The sequence below is a fragment of the Citrobacter amalonaticus genome (assembly GCF_001559075.2).
Classification (GTDB): domain Bacteria; phylum Pseudomonadota; class Gammaproteobacteria; order Enterobacterales; family Enterobacteriaceae; genus Citrobacter_A; species Citrobacter_A amalonaticus_F.
In genome coordinates, this window is the sequence record NZ_CP014015.2 from 2,342,772 (window position 1) to 2,359,562 (window position 16,791).

16 protein-coding genes are annotated in these 16,791 nt (G+C 52.3%); 1 reads left to right on the top strand and 15 read right to left on the bottom strand.

Going from position 1 to position 16,791, the window contains the following annotated elements; genetic code table 11:
* Nucleotides 1–366 precede the first annotated feature (366 nt).
* From AL479_RS11355 to AL479_RS11365, 3 genes are all read right to left on the bottom strand, one after another.
* Nucleotides 367–588: a membrane protein gene (locus AL479_RS11355; RefSeq protein ID WP_000825639.1), complete on the bottom strand. Its 222-nt coding sequence runs from the start codon at nt 586–588 to the stop codon at nt 367–369.
* 247 nt (nt 589–835) lie between these two features.
* A complete protein-coding gene (locus AL479_RS11360) occupies nt 836–3,949 on the bottom strand; it encodes an efflux RND transporter permease subunit (RefSeq protein WP_061076132.1) in 3,114 nt (1,037 codons plus the stop codon).
* A gap of 11 nt (nt 3,950–3,960) precedes the next feature.
* Nucleotides 3,961–5,124: an efflux RND transporter periplasmic adaptor subunit gene (locus AL479_RS11365; RefSeq protein ID WP_061076133.1), complete on the bottom strand. Its 1,164-nt coding sequence runs from the start codon at nt 5,122–5,124 to the stop codon at nt 3,961–3,963.
* Between the two features lie 411 nt (nt 5,125–5,535).
* On the opposite strand from AL479_RS11365, the gene envR reads away from it, so the two are divergent.
* A complete protein-coding gene (gene envR, locus AL479_RS11370) occupies nt 5,536–6,183 on the top strand; it encodes an acrEF/envCD operon transcriptional regulator (RefSeq protein WP_061076134.1) in 648 nt (215 codons plus the stop codon).
* Nucleotides 6,184–6,210: 27 nt separating this feature from the next.
* Here envR and AL479_RS11375 read toward each other — a convergent pair whose 3' ends face one another.
* The 12 genes from AL479_RS11375 to AL479_RS11435 all read right to left on the bottom strand — a co-directional run bounded on the left by AL479_RS11375 (nt 6,211) and on the right by AL479_RS11435 (nt 16,642).
* On the bottom strand, nt 6,211–6,375 hold the full coding sequence (locus tag AL479_RS11375) for a DUF2556 family protein (protein WP_061076135.1): 165 nt from the start codon (nt 6,373–6,375) through the stop codon (nt 6,211–6,213).
* Nucleotides 6,376–6,457: 82 nt separating this feature from the next.
* Nucleotides 6,458–7,342 (bottom strand): adenine-specific DNA-methyltransferase, encoded by an 885-nt coding sequence (gene yhdJ, locus AL479_RS11380; protein WP_061076136.1) that lies wholly within the window; start codon nt 7,340–7,342, stop codon nt 6,458–6,460.
* Between the two features lie 85 nt (nt 7,343–7,427).
* Nucleotides 7,428–7,724 (bottom strand): DNA-binding transcriptional regulator Fis, encoded by a 297-nt coding sequence (fis, locus tag AL479_RS11385; protein WP_000462905.1) that lies wholly within the window; start codon nt 7,722–7,724, stop codon nt 7,428–7,430.
* Nucleotides 7,725–7,749: 25 nt separating this feature from the next.
* On the bottom strand, nt 7,750–8,715 hold the full coding sequence (gene dusB, locus AL479_RS11390; protein WP_044327070.1) for a tRNA dihydrouridine synthase DusB: 966 nt from the start codon (nt 8,713–8,715) through the stop codon (nt 7,750–7,752).
* 348 nt (nt 8,716–9,063) lie between these two features.
* Complete coding sequence (gene prmA / locus AL479_RS11395; protein ID WP_061076137.1) at nt 9,064–9,945, bottom strand: 50S ribosomal protein L11 methyltransferase; 882 nt, start codon at nt 9,943–9,945, stop codon at nt 9,064–9,066.
* A gap of 11 nt (nt 9,946–9,956) precedes the next feature.
* Nucleotides 9,957–11,408 (bottom strand): sodium/pantothenate symporter, encoded by a 1,452-nt coding sequence (gene panF / locus AL479_RS11400; RefSeq protein ID WP_061076138.1) that lies wholly within the window; start codon nt 11,406–11,408, stop codon nt 9,957–9,959.
* Nucleotides 11,398–11,640: a YhdT family protein gene (locus AL479_RS11405; RefSeq protein ID WP_061076139.1), complete on the bottom strand. Its 243-nt coding sequence runs from the start codon at nt 11,638–11,640 to the stop codon at nt 11,398–11,400. The genes panF and AL479_RS11405 overlap by 11 nt, the downstream gene beginning before the upstream one ends.
* Before the next feature lie 107 nt (nt 11,641–11,747).
* Nucleotides 11,748–13,097: an acetyl-CoA carboxylase biotin carboxylase subunit gene (gene accC, locus AL479_RS11410; RefSeq protein ID WP_061076140.1), complete on the bottom strand. Its 1,350-nt coding sequence runs from the start codon at nt 13,095–13,097 to the stop codon at nt 11,748–11,750.
* 10 nt (nt 13,098–13,107) lie between these two features.
* A complete protein-coding gene (gene accB / locus AL479_RS11415) occupies nt 13,108–13,575 on the bottom strand; it encodes an acetyl-CoA carboxylase biotin carboxyl carrier protein (RefSeq protein WP_042998342.1) in 468 nt (155 codons plus the stop codon).
* Between the two features lie 382 nt (nt 13,576–13,957).
* The gene (gene msrQ / locus AL479_RS11425; RefSeq protein WP_061076141.1) at nt 13,958–14,557 is read right to left on the bottom strand and encodes a protein-methionine-sulfoxide reductase heme-binding subunit MsrQ; all 600 of its coding nucleotides are present in this window, start codon (nt 14,555–14,557) and stop codon (nt 13,958–13,960) included.
* Complete coding sequence (gene msrP, locus AL479_RS11430) at nt 14,558–15,562, bottom strand: protein-methionine-sulfoxide reductase catalytic subunit MsrP (RefSeq protein ID WP_061076142.1); 1,005 nt, start codon at nt 15,560–15,562, stop codon at nt 14,558–14,560.
* Between the two features lie 105 nt (nt 15,563–15,667).
* Nucleotides 15,668–16,642: an MDR family oxidoreductase gene (locus AL479_RS11435; RefSeq protein WP_061076143.1), complete on the bottom strand. Its 975-nt coding sequence runs from the start codon at nt 16,640–16,642 to the stop codon at nt 15,668–15,670.
* Between the last annotated feature and the right edge of the window lie 149 nt (nt 16,643–16,791).

Here is a 16,791-nt window from a genome sequence, read left to right on the forward strand (position 1 = left end):
ACCTGTCTGTGGCATTGGCCATACTCTTCTAAGCAAAGGTAATGCCAGGTTTTGCGCGTGAATATCCGACGCAATAAGCAGAGTGTAGACAGGAAAAAATAAATGCAGCGCCCTGAAATGGTGCGAAATTGAAACGTAAGCCACATTTTGGAGCAAAATATTTAAAATAATGCGCGCAAAGTGAAATAACGATTTCGGGCGTGAATATCGAGGGCGTGAGTATCGAAAAATAAATGAGAAAAGAGAAAGGGCTGGACGTTATTGATTATTAAAATGTATTAGCTAACGTATTTTTCAACACGTTGAATGATATGAAAAACAGTGTTCTTAGGCTAAGAGCGCGGCAAGTACCGCGCTCTGAGAATGTTATTTTGACAACGCGATGATCCCCATCGTCAGGCCTGCTACCGCTGCGGCCCCGCCAGCAATGGCGCCTGCGGTTTCCCAGTTATCCTGGGTCGTCCCTTTCATACAGGTATTGGTATGAACGAGACGTCCTTGATCATCATAAACCGGAACGCAGGGTGAATCGTGTGCACAGCCCGCCAGCAATGCCGTGAGCAATGCTACTGGAATTAATCTTTTCATGGTGTTACCTCAACAATAAGCGTTCCGCTAAATGCAGCAACAGAGAATGCTGACCCTTTGCGAATACGGAACGAATTTTACCACCGCTTAAAAAAAGATTGGCATATGGAATAATCTCAATTCATGTGGATTGTAAAAATAATGGAGGAGGGAATTTAGTATTACGCAGAGCAAATGACTATCTGTTTAATAAATAAAGAAAGATACCAGCAGGAAAAAGGCGTCCGTAGACGCCTTAATTTACACATTAACTCTGGGATTTGTTAAATCGGCCTCTGACGACCACAAAAAACACCGGGACAAAGAAGATGGCCAGCAGCGTTGCCGTCAGCATCCCTCCCATCACACCGGTTCCGACCGCATGCTGGGCGCCACTTCCTGCCCCGCGACTGATGACCAGCGGCATTACGCCGAGGATGAACGCGAGTGAGGTCATCAGAATAGGGCGCAGGCGCATGCGAGCCGCCTCAAGCGTGGCCTCGATCAGACCACGACCTTCCTTCTCCATCAGATCCTTGGCAAATTCCACGATCAGAATGGCGTTTTTCGCGGAAAGCCCAATCGTGGTTAACAGTCCGACCTGAAAATAAACGTCGTTATTTAGCCCACGCAGGGAAGCGGCCAGAAGCGCACCCACCACGCCGAGCGGGACTACCAGCATTACCGAGAACGGAATGGACCAGCTTTCATACAGTGCGGCAAGACAGAGGAACACAACGATCAGCGAGATGGCATACAGTGCCGGTGCCTGATTGCCTGAAAGACGTTCCTGATATGACATTCCCGTCCAGTCATGACCAATACCATTAGGCAGATTTGACGCGAGACTTTCCATCATGGCCATCGCTTCACCGGTGCTTCGACCGGGGGCAGCCTCACCCAACAGTTCCATCGACGGCATACCGTTGAAGCGTTCCAGGCGCGGAGAACCATACACCCAGCGGGCTGAGCTGAAGGCTGAGAAAGGCACCATCTCGCCGTTGGCACTACGAACGTACAGATTATTGATATCTTCTGGCAGCATACGGAATTTCGCATCTGCCTGAACATACACTTTCTTCACTCGTCCGCGGTCAATGAAGTCGTTAACGTAGTAGCCGCCTAACGACGCAGAGATTGTTTCGTTAATGTCTGACAGCGCAATGCCAAGCGCCTGTGCTTTTTCCTGGTCGACATCCAGCTTGAACTGAGGGGTATCCTCCAGACCGTTAGGTCGAACACGGACCAGCAGATCGGCGTGCTTAGCCACCATACCCATTAGCTGATTACGCGCTGATGTTAACGCTGTATGTCCCAACCCCCCCTGGTCAATCAGTTCAAAGTCGAAACCAGTCGCGGTGCCCAGTTCAATTATCGCCGGCATGTTGAAGGGGAAGACCAGCCCATCCCGGATCTGGCTGAACGCGCGCGTTGCACGCGCAATCACCGCTTCAACGCTGTTTTCCTTGCCGCTACGCTCATCCCAGGGTTTCAGGCTGATGAAGGCCAGACCCGCGTTCTGCGCCTGGCCGCTAAAGCTGAAACCGTTGACGGTAAACACGCTTTCAACGTTCGCTTTTTCGTTATTCAGGTAGTAATGCGTGACCTGATCCAACACTTTTTGGGTGCGTTCCTGGGTTGCCCCGGCAGGTAACTGAACCATCGTCATGAATACGCCCTGATCTTCATCAGGCAGAAAGGAGGTGGGGAGACGGAGAAACAGTACCCCCATCCCGACGACAATCAGGATGTAAAGAAGCAGGTAGCGTCCGGTTTTGCGCACAATGCCGCTGACGCTGTTGGTGTAGTGGTTAACGCTGAGATCAAATTTGGCATTAAACCAGCCGAAAAATCCGCCTTTCTTCTCGTGGTGTTCGGCGGATGCTGGTTTTAGCAGCGTTGCGCAAAGTGCCGGGGTCAGGATCAATGCCACCAGAACCGAAAGCGCCATTGCCGACACTATCGTGATGGAAAACTGGCGATAAATAGCTCCGGTGGACCCGCCGAAAAAGGCCATTGGGATGAAGACGGCAGACAGCACCATTGCGATCCCAACCAGCGCCCCCTGGATCTGCGACATGGATTTCTCGGTTGCCTCTTTGGGCGGCAACTTTTCCTCCATCATCACACGTTCAACGTTTTCCACTACCACAATGGCGTCATCGACCAGCAGGCCGATCGCCAGCACCATCCCGAACATCGTCAGGGTGTTGATCGAGTAGCCAAACGCCGAGAGCACGGCAAATGTACCCAATAGCACAACGGGAACCGCAATCGTCGGAATGAGCGTCGCACGGATATTCTGTAAAAACAGATACATCACGAGGAAGACCAGGACGATCGCTTCAAACAGTGTTTTTACCACTTCGTGAATGGAGATCTTCACAAACGGCGTGGTGTCATACGGGTAAACCACTTTCATCCCTGGCGGGAAGAAGGGTTGTAGCTCAACGAGTTTGGTTTTAATCGCTTTGGCGGTATCCAGAGCGTTGGCACCGGTCGCCAGTTTGATCCCCAGACCCGCTGCCGGTTTACCGTTAATTCGGGCGACAACGTTATAGTTTTCCCCCCCGAGTTCGATACGTGCGACATCTTTAAGATGGACGACGGAACCGTCACTGTTTACCCGTAATGTGACTTTGCCGAATTCCTCAGGATCTTTCAGTCGCGTCTGCGCGATGATAGATGCGTTCAACTGCTGCCCTGGCAGCGAGGGCGTTCCGCCCAACTGACCCGCTGCGATCTGGTCGTTCTGTATTTTCAGTTGATTGATCACATCGACCGGTGTGAGCTGGTATTTGTTCAGCAGATTAGCATCCAGCCAGATACGCATCGCGTACTGCGCGCCAAATAACTGTACATCGCCCACACCGTTCTGACGGCTGATCGTATCTTTCACGTTTGAAGCAACGTAGTCGGAGATATCATCCTGGGTCGTTTGCGGATCGTCAGAGACAAACCCCGCCACTAACAAGAAACTGCTGCTCGACTTTTCTACGCTGATCCCTTGCTGTTGAACTTCCTGAGGCAGCAATGGCGTCGCCAGCTGCAGTTTGTTTTGTACCTGAACCTGGGCAATATCGGGGTCGGTCCCGGACTGAAAGGTCAAGGTGATGGTCACGCTACCCGCAGAATCGCTGGTGGAGGACATATACATCAGGTTATCGATACCGTTCATATTCTGTTCGATAACCTGGGTCACCGTATCCTGCACTGTTTGCGCATCGGCTCCTGGATAGGTTGCGGAAATGGCTACCGCTGGCGGAGCGATAGTCGGGTATTGCGCAACGGGCAGTTGCATAATCGCCAGGGCACCAGCCAGCATCAAAATGATGGCCAGCACCCAGGCAAAGATAGGACGTCTAATGAAAAAGTTTGCCATATCCGGTGACCTTATTGCGCTGCGTTTGCCGCAGGGGTATTGGCATCCGTGGTGGCTTTCACTTTCGCGCCGGGATGGGCTTTTTGTAATCCGCTGACAATCACCCGATCGCTTGGCTGTAGGCCTTCGCTAATCAGCCATTTGTCACCGACGGCCTGAGAAGCGACAACCGTGCGCGGCTCAACCTGACTTTGGCTATTGACGACCAGTACCGTCGCATCGCCACGAGGCGTACGCGTTACCCCCTGCTGGGGGATCAAAATGGCGTTGGGCTGAACGCCTTCGTCAATGCGAGCGCGAACAAACATCCCCGGCAGCAGAGCGTGCTGCGGGTTAGGGAAGACGGCGCGAAGGGTGATAGAGCCAGTGCTTTCGTCCACCGTGACATCAGAAAACTGCAGTGTCCCTTTCAGGGGATACGCCGTGCCATTTTCCATCACCAACTGGACGCTGCTGCTGGCGGTGTCTTTATGCAGGCTGCCCTGTTCAACGGACTGCTTAAGTCGCATAAAGTCACTACTGGACTGTGTGACATCGACATAGATAGGATCGAGTTGCTGTACGGTAGCCAGTGCTGTTGCCTGACCATTGGTGACCAGCGCGCCTTCCGTGACGCTGGATTTGCCAATACGACCATCGATTGGCGAGGTGACTTTGGTGTAAGCAAGATTGATACGTGCGCTCTCAACCGCGGCTCGTGCGGCAATGACCGTCGCATCGGCCTGACGCGCATCCGCAATCGCCTGGTCATATTCCTGTTGGCTGATGTATTTTGTGCCTACCAGTGGAACATAGCGCTTAACCGTCAGATGGGCGATGGCGGCAGCAGCTTCACTTTTCGCCAGTTCCCCTTTCGCACTATCGTAATCTGCCTGATAAGTGGCAGGATCGATCTGATACAGTGATTGCCCGGCCTGAACATCGCTGCCCTCAGTGAAGTTTCTTTTGAGAACAATACCACTGACCTGTGGACGAACTTCCGCAATGCGGAATGCGGATGTCCGCCCCGGCAGTTCGGTTGTTACCGCTAACGGCGCGGCGGTGACCACATGAACGGTCACCTGCGGTTCGGTTGCCTGAGCTTGCTTATCTCCCTGATCGTTACAACCGGCAAGTAACGCAGCAGAGATGAGGATAAATGAGGGCAGGCGTGAAAACCTGGCATGTTTCGTCATTACTGTTCCTTAAAAACCAATAGCTCGTTATTTACCGGATAACGGTAAGGCGATAACGTGCGCGAAGAAATAACAGTTGGCTATCCTACAAATTATTAGCGTGCGATGTAAGCAATACTTATTTTATGACCAGGTCTACGGCACGTAAAAACAAAAAAGTGATGCCTTTATCTTTTCATTTTGTTTTTCTTTGTCATGCTTTGTTTCTGGCTAATATATTTGGAAATGTACATTTGTCGTATGAATGTTTTTATTGGTTTTATTTGTGGTGTTTATTTAATTGAATGTTTTGTGCTGAGGCTATTCGCTTTTGTTTCATCTCGGAACGGATGAGGTGATACAGTTATTTTTATCGGTAATTCTGAATTGCCGTATTCCTGTTTTTTTATTCTGCACCTGAAGCGATAACCGATGGCTAAGAGAACAAAAGCCGAAGCGTTAAAAACGCGACAACATTTGATTGAGACCGCAATCATCCAGTTTTCCACACGAGGCGTTGGCAACACGACGCTTAACGACATTGCCGACGCAGCCCAGGTCACCCGGGGTGCCATCTACTGGCATTTTGACAACAAAACGCAGCTCTTCAATGAACTCTGGCGACAGCAGCCGCCATTACGTGATCTTATTCAGGAACGCTTAGCTTTGCATGTCTGTGATAATCCCTTACAGCAGTTGCGCGAAAAGTTAATCGCCGGATTGCAATATATCGCGGAAATTCCCCGACAGCAGGCATTGCTGCAAATTTTATATCATAAATGTGAATTTCATGAGGGAATGATATCAGAGCAAGAAATACGAGAGAAAATTGGGTTTAGCCAGAAGGGACTGCGCGACGCATTGCAGGCGAGTATGACGCAAGGGTTGATTTCCAGAACCCTGGATTTAGACGTTGTCTTAATTATTATTCACGGTAGTTTTAGCGGGATCGTGAAAAACTGGTTGATGAATTCCGCCCGCTACGATCTTTATCAGCAGGCTCCGGCGCTGGTGGATAATGTATTAAGGATGTTAATTCCTGATGGATATGTCATGCAATTAACGCCGGAAACCCTATAATTATTTCTCCTGCCTATCAATCTCCCGTTATTGCAAATCGGTACAGTTGACCAGCCTGAGTGGATTGACCGAATCCATATTGCGGCATTTATCGACTTCTGTGGTGATCAGTTCAATCCACTGGATCAGTAACGCATCAAAAAGGAACACGGAGACCGCGAAAACAACCAGCCACCAATACTTACGAATCATTGCCAAATCCTGTGTATTCATGCCCAAGCGTGCAGGAAATATACACGAAAAAAGCGTCCTGAAAAGCAGGATTACAATGCTTTTACTTTGCTGTGATCTTCACCACATCCGACGCCGTTCGGCTCTTTTTTGACAGGTTTTTCGTCTTTCTCTTTTTGACTTTCGCCAGGTCTAGCGGGGAGTAGTGCGAGCAGACGTTCAGCCGTCTGAGTCCCATCTTCACATACTCATTATTGACTTCAATACCGATGAATTTACGTCCCGATGCGACCGCCACGGCGCCAGTGGTAAAGCTGCCAGCGAAGGGATCCAGCACCGTATCGCCAGGATTGGAGGAGGCCAGAATGATCCGTTTTAACAAGGCAAGGGGCTTTTGCGTCGGGTGGTTTTCATATTCATCCATCAAATAACGCACGCGAGGGAATTCCCAGACGTTGCCTGGAACTTTTTGCGTGTTGTACGGCTGTGGCGGATTTTTACGGTAGTCAATCAGCGCTCTTTTCGCGCCAGTTTTGGTCTCGACCAGAATGGCATCACTGTTGAACGTATACTGTCTGGCATCTTTGACCATCATCAGGATCGGTTCATACATTGAGCCAAAGAATTTCTTCGCCTGCACGCCTGAACTGTCATAAGACCAAACAATCCGGCTTTTGATGGTGAACAGCGTTCTGCATTTGAGATCGATATGCGGCATGTTTTCGGTGCTGTTCATGATGTACATCGTGCCCTGTTTTGTCAGCACCCGATGACACTCCTCAATGCACGCGAACAGCCAGCCCAGGAAGACGTCTTCATCCCAGGACTCGACCATCCCGTCAAAATCCTTTCCGATATTGTAAGGCGGGTCGGCAAAAATTAAATCGACGCTTTCAGCGGGGAGTTTTTTGAGTTCTGTCAGCGCATCTCCGTGGATGATCGACGCGGATTCATCACCAAAGTAGTGTGGTTCACATCGTGAGTTCATATCAGCTCCGCAAAAGAGGCGTATAAAAAAGGCGCTTCCCCATGCCGAGTAGCGCCTTTTTAAACAAGCAATTCGCTAATCGAGATTAGTTCATGCCGTATTTTTTCAATTTTTTACGCAGCGTACCACGGTTGATGCCCATCATCAGAGCAGCACGGGTCTGGTTACCACGGGTGTATTGCATCACCATGTCCAACAGGGGCTGTTCTACTTCAGCCAGTACCAGCTCATAGAGGTCATTAACATCCTGACCGTTCAGTTGAGCAAAATAGTTCTTCAGTGCCTGTTTAACCGAGTCACGCAGGGGTTTTTGGGTTACCTGATCCTGAGAGTTAACGGTAGAAACGGTCAGTACGTCAGAATTTACGCGTTGTTCGAACATAGTTCTGTCAGCTCTTTATTTCTGTTTACGCAAAATTTTCGAAGTATGCCTCCAACGCCTCCAGCTGTTCGCTGGCATCCTCAATGGCGTTGAATGTGCGCCGAAACTGGTCATTTGGAGCGTGCTCCTGGAGATACCAGGAGACGTGTTTACGCGCGATTCGGTACCCTTTTGCCTGGCCATAAAAGTCATGCAGTTCCCGAACATGCGCACAAAGCAAGCGCTTAACCTCTGCCAGAGGCAGGGGGGATAGCAACTCCCCAGTGTCCAGATAATGCTGGATTTCCCGAAAGATCCAGGGTCTTCCCTGAGCTGCGCGGCCTATCATCAGGGCATCAGCCCCCGTATAGTCAAGCACAGCTCTGGCTTTAAGCGGGTCAGTAATGTCACCATTCGCGATAATCGGAATGGAAACTTTCTGCTTAACTGCCCGAATACTGTCGTACTCAGCGTCTCCATTGAACAAACAGGCGCGGGTGCGTCCATGAATGGTCAGAGCCTGAATGCCACAGTCTTCAGCCAGTTGGGCAATCTCTACGCAGTTACGGTGTTCCGGAGCCCAGCCGGTGCGAATCTTCAGGGTCACAGGGACGTCCACTGCATTAACCACCCCGGTCAGTATCGACTTCACTAAATCCGGGTACTGCAAGAGGGCTGAACCTGCGAGCTTACGATTCACTTTTTTAGCCGGACACCCCATATTGATATCAATAATCTGGGCGCCGCTTTCCACGTTAATCCGTGCGGCATCGGCCATCTCAACAGGGTCGCTACCGGCAATTTGCACCGTGCGAATTCCTGGCTCATCAACGTGCACCATCCGTAAACGGGACTTGTCGCTTTCCCAAACCTGCGGGTTAGACGACATCATCTCGGATACGGTCAATCCGGCTCCCATCTCATAGCACAGCGTCCGAAAAGGTCTGTCAGTGATGCCAGCCATGGGCGCTGCGATCAGGCGATTTCTAAGCTGGTATTGTCCGATGCGCATGAGTTAAGAAATGACCATACTGTGACTGCAAGGCGGCGTATATTACGCATTTTTTGCACGAGATGAAAGGCCAAACTTTGACCAATCCTCTGAGGTGGATCAAAGAATCGCCGTTCAAGTAAGCGCCTTTAAATAATTAGCCATACAAATCATTATATTACAAAGTTGTGATGAAAATCTGTACGCATATAATTTTGCGTAACTTCTCATTTTTTCTTCGCAACGGTGAAGGCTGACAAGATATTCTGCTGAATTAATCAGCGGAATATGGTGACTTAATGTGACTATGCTCTCATTTCAGCAGATGATTGCGCCGCAAAGTGGAGACGGCGCAATCGGCGCTGGAGATTACTTCTTACGGCCAGTGATTCGACACCACTCTTCTTTCTCAACGACCGGATCGAGAGTGAAGAGATCCGCATAGGCTTCACACACGCTGTCGGCCTGGCTGGCAAGGATACCGGAAAGGCCCAGCAGACCGCCTGTAACGGGCAGGACGCTGATTAACGGTGCCAGTTCGCGTAATGGGCCTGCCAGGATGTTGGCGACCACCACGTCGGCTTTCATGGCGTCTGGCTGATCCTGTGGCAGGTAGAGTTCCAGACGTTCTGATACGCCGTTACGCTGGGCGTTATCACGGCTGGCCTGAATCGCCTGCGGGTCGATATCGATACCAATCGCTTTCGCGGCGCCCAGTTTCAGCGCGGCAATCGCGAGGATGCCGGAACCGCAGCCAAAGTCGATCACGGTCTTGCCGGTTAAATCGAGACTGTCGAGCCACTGCAGGCACAGTGAGGTGGTGGGATGCGTGCCGGTGCCAAACGCCAGACCGGGGTCGAGCATCACGTTGACGGCGTTTTCATCCGGTACATCGCGCCAGCTTGGGCAGATCCACAGGCGTTCGCCAAAACGCATGGGGTGGAAGTTATCCATCCACTCGCGTTCCCAGTCCTTATCTTCCAGTTGTTCGATTTTATGCGCGAACCCGGCGCCCAGCAGCGGATGGTGTTCCAGGATGGCGACGACCTCTTTCATATCGGTTTCTGCATCGAACAGACCAATGACATCGGTATCGCCCCACAGGCGGGTTTCGCCCGGCAATGGCTCAAAAACCGGCGTGTCGTGCGTGTCCTGGAAGGTGATAGAAACGGAACCCGCTTCCATCAGGGCATCGCTCAACTCTTCCGCGTTAGCGCCCGTCGTATTCAGTTTTAATTGGATCCATGGCATAGCAAAACTCTTTATTTATCAGTAGTCAATACAGCGGCTTGCGGGGCAGGAGAACCGAAACGGTTTCCGACCAGGAAAGCCAGCAAACTTAGCAGCAACGAGGGCACAATCGGGTGGAAGCCCAGGTACTGAACGTTAAAGGTGGCGAGAATCGCATACAGCACGCCGCCGACAATCATCGCACTCAGCGCCCCGGTCGCGTTCGCGCGTTCCCAGTAAAGGCCAAGTACCAGCGGCCACAAGAACACCGCTTCCAGACCGCCAAACGCCAGCAGATTCAGCCAGATAATCATCTCTGGCGGTTTCCAGGCGGCAAGCAATAACAGTGCGCCTAAGATGAGGGTGATCATCGCCGACATTCGCTTCAGGCGCGTCTCGTTCTGCAGCTGTTCCGGGCGAATATTGAGATAGAGATCTTTAATGATCGTAGCGGAACTTTGCAGCAACTGGGCGTTGATCGTCGACATAATGGCCGCCATCGGCGCGGCAAGGAAGATCCCGGCAGCGAAAGGCGGCAGCACTTTTACCATCAGTGTCGGAATAACCAGATCCGGCACCGTCAGGTCAGGGATCACCGCACGACCCAGCGCGCCGGCAAGGTGCATACCAAACATCAGGATCGCCACCACGATGGTACCGATGATAATCCCCCGGTGTACCGCTTTACTGTCTTTGTAGGAGATGCAGCGCACCGCCGTATGCGGCAGGCCGATCACACCAAAGCACACCAGTACCCAGAATGAGGTCATAAAGGTCGGAGACAGAATGTCATCGGCGCCCTGTGGTGAAACCAGTTTCGGGTCAATGGCGTTTAAGGTCTCCACGGCATGGCTCAGGCCACCGGCCGCATGCACGATACCGACCAGCAGCACGATGGTGCCAATCAGCATCACTAGTCCCTGCATCGTGTCGTTAAGCACGCTGGCACGAAAGCCGCCGAATGCGGTATACAGCGCAATGCTGATACCGAAAATCAGCAGGCCCGTTTCATAGGGAATACCCGCCGCCGTTTCCAGCAGGCGTGCGCCGCCGATGAACTGCACGGTCATGGCGCCGACAAACGCCACGAGCAGGCTGAGGCTCGCCAGCCACACCAGCAGGCGACTCTGGTAGCGGGCAAACAGCATGTCGTTGAGGGTGACAGCATTATAGCGACGGGCAAGGATGGCGAATTTCTTGCCGAGGATCCCCAGCGACAGCCAGACGGCAGGGAGCTGAATCATAGCCAGCAGTACCCAGCCCAGCCCGTACTTATAGGCAGCGCCTGGCCCACCAATAAACGAACTGGCGCTGATGTATGTCGCGGTCAACGTCATTGCCAACACGATCCCGCCCATTGAGCGGCTGCCGAGGAAATACTCATTCAGGAAGGTGCCGGTTTGCCGTTTACGCATGGCGTAAACAGAGAGGCCAAACACCACGATCAGATAGGCTACCAGCGGCAGAATGACTTCAAGCTGCATCGTCATCCTCCAGGGGAATGTCACGGTAGATAAATTTCACCATGGCCCAGCACAGTAAAATGAAGATCAGCGGCGTCAGCAGACAGGCCAGTTCAAACCAGTGCGGCAACCCGGTAATACCCGGCGTTACGCCTGGCAGGTAAGCGGCAACTATCCAGGCAGCCAGATAGAGAAGGGTCAGCCACAGCGCCCAGCGCGCCTCTTTGTGGGCCTGAACAAAACGTTTGTCCATTTTTTGTCCCTTGTGGAAAAAGAAAGCGGGGATTGTACCTTATGGGATTGACGACCCCCAGAAATAAAAAAGGCCGGAAATTCCGGCCTTTTGACGTTGATGCAGTCTTATTTTTCCTGAAGACCGAGTTTCTTTTCCAGATAGTGGATGTTGGTACCACCATGCTGGAAATGCTCGTCGTTCATGATGCGGGTCTGCAAATCAATGTTGGTTTTGATGCCGTCGATGATCAGCTCCTGAAGCGCATTCTTCATACGGGCAATCGCCACGTCACGGGTTTCGCCGTAGCAGATCAGCTTACCGATCATTGAGTCATAGTATGGCGGTACGGTGTAACCGGCATAGATATGCGATTCCCAACGCACGCCAAAACCACCTGGCGCATGGAAGCGGGTGATTTTACCTGGACTCGGCAGGAAGGTGTTCGGATCTTCGGCGTTGATACGGCATTCCACCGCATGGCCTTTCACCTGCACTTCTTCTTGCTTGATTGACAACGGTTGGCCTGCGGCGATGCGCAGCTGTTCTTTGATCAGGTCAACGCCGGTGATCATTTCAGTTACCGGGTGTTCAACCTGAATACGGGTGTTCATTTCGATGAAATAGAACTCGCCGTTTTCGAACAGGAACTCAAAGGTGCCCGCGCCGCGATAGCCGATATCCACACACGCTTTCGCGCAACGCTCACCGATGTAGCGACGCAGTTCCGGGGTAATGCCCGGTGCCGGTGCTTCTTCGACGACTTTCTGGTGACGACGCTGCATAGAGCAATCACGTTCAGCCAGATAGATTGCGTTACCCTGACCGTCTGCCAGCACCTGAATTTCGATGTGGCGTGGGTTCTCGAGGTATTTCTCCATATAAACCATGTCGTTGCTGAAAGCCGCTTTCGCTTCCGCTTTGGTCATGGAGATGGATTGAGCCAGTTCGGCATCACCGCGTACTACGCGCATACCGCGACCGCCGCCGCCGCCGGACGCCTTGATGATAACCGGATAGCCGATACGTTTTGCATGGGCGCGGTTCGCATCCATATCGTCGGTCAGAGGGCCGTCAGAACCCGGTACCGTCGGGACGCCCGCTTTCTTCATCGCGGTGATGGCTGACACTTTGTCACCCATCAGACGGATGGTGTCCGCTTTCGGGCCGATGAAGATAAAGCCAGAGCGTTCAACCTGCTCTGCAAAGTTGGCGTTCTCAGAGAGGAAGCCATAACCCGGGTGAATCGCTACCGCGCCAGTGATTTCAGCGGCGCTGATGATAGCCGGGATGTTCAGATAGCTTTTTACGGACGGAGCCGGACCAATACAAACCGTCTCATCCGCCAGCAATACGTGTTTTAAATCGCGATCCGCGCTTGAGTGCACAGCGACAGTCTTGATACCCAGTTCTTTACAGGCACGAAGAATTCGCAATGCAATCTCGCCGCGGTTGGCGATAACAATTTTATCCAGCATGTTCGCCTCGTTACTCGATGACGACCAGCGGCTCGTCAAATTCTACCGGTTGACCACTTTCGACCAGGATGGCTTTCACGGTACCTGATTTGTCCGCTTCGATCTGGTTCATCATTTTCATGGCTTCAACGATGCACAGGGTATCGCCTACATTGACTTTCTGACCCACTTCGATGAACGCTTTTGCGTCCGGGCTCGGGGTGCGGTAGAAAGTACCAACCATTGGGGAACGTACGATGTGACCACTGATTTCTGCTGCGGCGGCTGCCGGCGCTTCTGCTGCCGGAGCAACTGCGTTAGACAGAGCAGGTTGCTGCTGCATCATTGGTGCAGCGTAGGCTTGTTGCATCACCGGGAAGCTACCTGCTGGCGCTGCGCGGCTGATGCGTACAGACTCTTCGCCTTCAGAGATTTCCAGTTCGGAGATGCCTGATTCTTCAACCAGCTCGATCAGTTTTTTAATCTTACGAATATCCATGAGTGGGTTCCGTACTCTTTGTTTAGTGTGATTGTGACAGGCGTTAAGCGCTGTCTGTAAAGCGTGAGTCCTGACGGCAAAACGGCTTCTGCCAGCCAGGGCGCCGGTATATTCCGCCTCAACGATTCATGTGAGACTTGTCGGTTAACATGCAGCGATTTGCTGCAATCCTCCGGCAAAAAACAAAATATACCTTCAATGCTCGATTGTCACCTTTTCAGCGGTCTAAAAACGCCGTCCAGGGAGCCAAGGTCGCACATTATAATGATTTCGTAGCAATTGGCAGCTAAATACTGGTCTTATCAGGGAAGATAATCAACCGCTAACACACAAATAACATCCGAGTCTCTGCATTTTGTAACCGACTGCACAGTTCGCCAAACTAGCGCCACCACTGGCGGAACTTCTTGTAACGGCAGGCCAAAAGCAGCAGTGCGAGCAGGGCATAAATGATGGGTTGAGGCGACAAAATCTTCACCGACCACAGATAATGTATCGGCGCGAGGATCGCCACCAGATAGACGACGTTGTGCAAAAGTTGCCAGCGCTTACCCAATTTTCGTTGTGCCGCCTGTGTTGATGTTAGCGTCAGCGCGAGCAGGATGAGCCAACTGATGATCCCAAGCGTTAAATACGGACGCGTAATCAGTTCTCGTCCCAACAATCCGAGATTATGGATACCTAACTCCAGCAGCGCGTAACTGGTCAGATGCAGCGTGGCCCAGGCGAAACACCATAACCCCAGCAGACGACGGGTGCGTATCAATAATGGCTGTTTAGCGTAGCGTGCGAGCGGCGTGACCAGCAAGGCGGCGAGCAAAAATTTCAGAGCCGTCCTACCGGTAAAGTGCTGGATGTCCTTTACCGGATCGGCGCTGAGCCCGCCGTTGTTAATGGCCCAGAACAGCCAGAGAAACGGCAGCAATCCCGCCAGATGAAGCGCCACTTTCAGCCAGGTTATCTGTTTTGCACTCAGCCGCACTTAGAAATTCTCCCGCAAATTCAGGCCGCGATAGAGCGAGGCCACTTCATCGGCATAGCCGTTAAACAGTAGGGTGGGTTGCCGTTGGACATCCAGAATCCCGCCTGCGCCAATAAATCGTTCCGTTGCCTGCGACCAGCGCGGGTGATCAACATGCGGATTCACATTGGCGTAAAAGCCGTACTCATCGGCAGCAGCAAGATTCCAGGTGGTGGGTGGCCGTTCGCGAGTCAGTTTAATGCTGACGATCGATTTAATGCCTTTAAAGCCATATTTCCATGGCACCGTCAGGCGTACAGGCGCGCCGTTTTGCGGCGGTAATGCTTTACCGTATACGCCAACGGTCAGCAGCGTCAGGGGATGCATCGCCTCGTCCAGGCGCAGTCCTTCGACATAGGGATATTTCAATCCGCCGCCAATGAAGCGATCTTTTTGTCCCGGCATATCGTCCGGCGCATAAAGCGTCTCGAACGCGACATATTTTGCATTGCTGGTGGGTTCGACGAGCGCCAGCAGCTTATGTAAAGGAAAGCCAATCCACGGCACCACCATCGACCAGGCTTCGACACAGCGCATTCGGTAAATCCGTTCCTCTAAAGGAAAGCGCGTGGTGAGCGCATCGTGATCCAGGGTTAATGGTTTGGCCACTTCACCACTGATTTTCAACGTCCAGGGATCGGTTTTCATGCTGCCCGCATTGGCGGCAGGATCGGCCTTATCCAGACCAAACTCGTAAAAATTGTTGTAGCCAGTGACTTTATCTTCTGGCGTTAAAGGCAGCGTGTTTTGCCATGCGGCGGGTTTGCTGAATTCCAGCGGTTTGCCGGCGGGCGCGGGTGGGCGATCGTTGCCTTTGAACCAGCTCAACAGATCCGCCTGCGCGGATATCGGCAGCGACAGCGCGGCAGCCCCGATCCCCAGCGCTTTCAGCACCTGGCGGCGATGCATAAAGAAAGCCGATTCGGCGGTGACATCGGCTTCTGTGAGTGGACGTAATTTTTTCATAACAGACTCCCGGCGTACACATAATGCGTAGTTACTATGGCAGGGAGTCTGTCAGTGCGCAGCGAAATTTCGTTAATTAAGTGTAAATTTCTGCGGCGTCCGCGTTTACTTCACTTTAACCAGCGTACGGCCTTGTACCTGGTTATTAATGATGGCCTCGGCGAACGTTGGCGCATCGGCCAGCGAAATTTCTGTCGCCGCCTGTGCATAGAATGATTCCGGTAAGTCATTCACCAGACGCTGCCAGGCCTGAGCGCGGCGTGCTGGTGGCGTCATTACCGAATCCACCCCTTGCAGGCGAACGTTGCGCAAAATAAACGGCATCACCGTCGTTGGCAGGGCAAAACCGCCCGCCAGGCCACAGGCTGCGACACAGCCGCCGTAGTTCATTTGCGCAAGCACTTTCGCCAGTACTTTATCGCCCACGGTATCAATTGCCCCGGCCCACAACTGTTTTTCCAGCGGACGAGATTCGGCGAACTCATCACGGCCCAGAATACGGCTTGCGCCCAACTGGCGGAGATAATCATGGGTGCTTTCGCGTCCGGACACCGCAACGACCTGATAGCCCAGTTTATGCAGCAGCGCGACCGCGGTACTGCCGACGCCGCCGCTGGCACCGGTGACTACGATTTCACCGTCTTGCGGACGAATACCCGCGTCTTCAAGCGCCATCACGCACAGCATGGCAGTAAACCCGGCGGTGCCGATCACCATTGCTTTACGACTGTCCAGTCCTTGTGGCAGCGCAACCAGCCAGTCTGCTTTCACACGTGCCTGTTCCGCCAGACCACCCCAATGATTTTCGCCAACGCCCCAGCCGGTCAGCAACACGTCCTGGCCCGCATGAAAACGAGGATCTTCGCTGGTCCGAACGGTACCGGCGAAATCAATGCCAGGAATCATCGGAAAGTTGCGGATGATTTTTCCTTTTCCGGTGATGGCGAGCGCATCTTTATAGTTCAGACTGGACCAGTGAACATCCACTGTGACATCGCCTTCCGGCAGCCGACTTTCTTCGAGAGTCTGCACGGAAGCAAGGGTTTTACCGTCCTGCTGTTCTAAGATCAAAGCCTGCATAACCTGTCCTCAATTCTGCATGGTGGATTGGAAAATGACGTCTGAAGACTATACTCGCTAATTGAAACGTGAATCCGATGCAACGCAATAAATTGCCAGATACACCTGATTTGGTAGTATGCACTCACTCTTTGCGCAACCGGACGAAT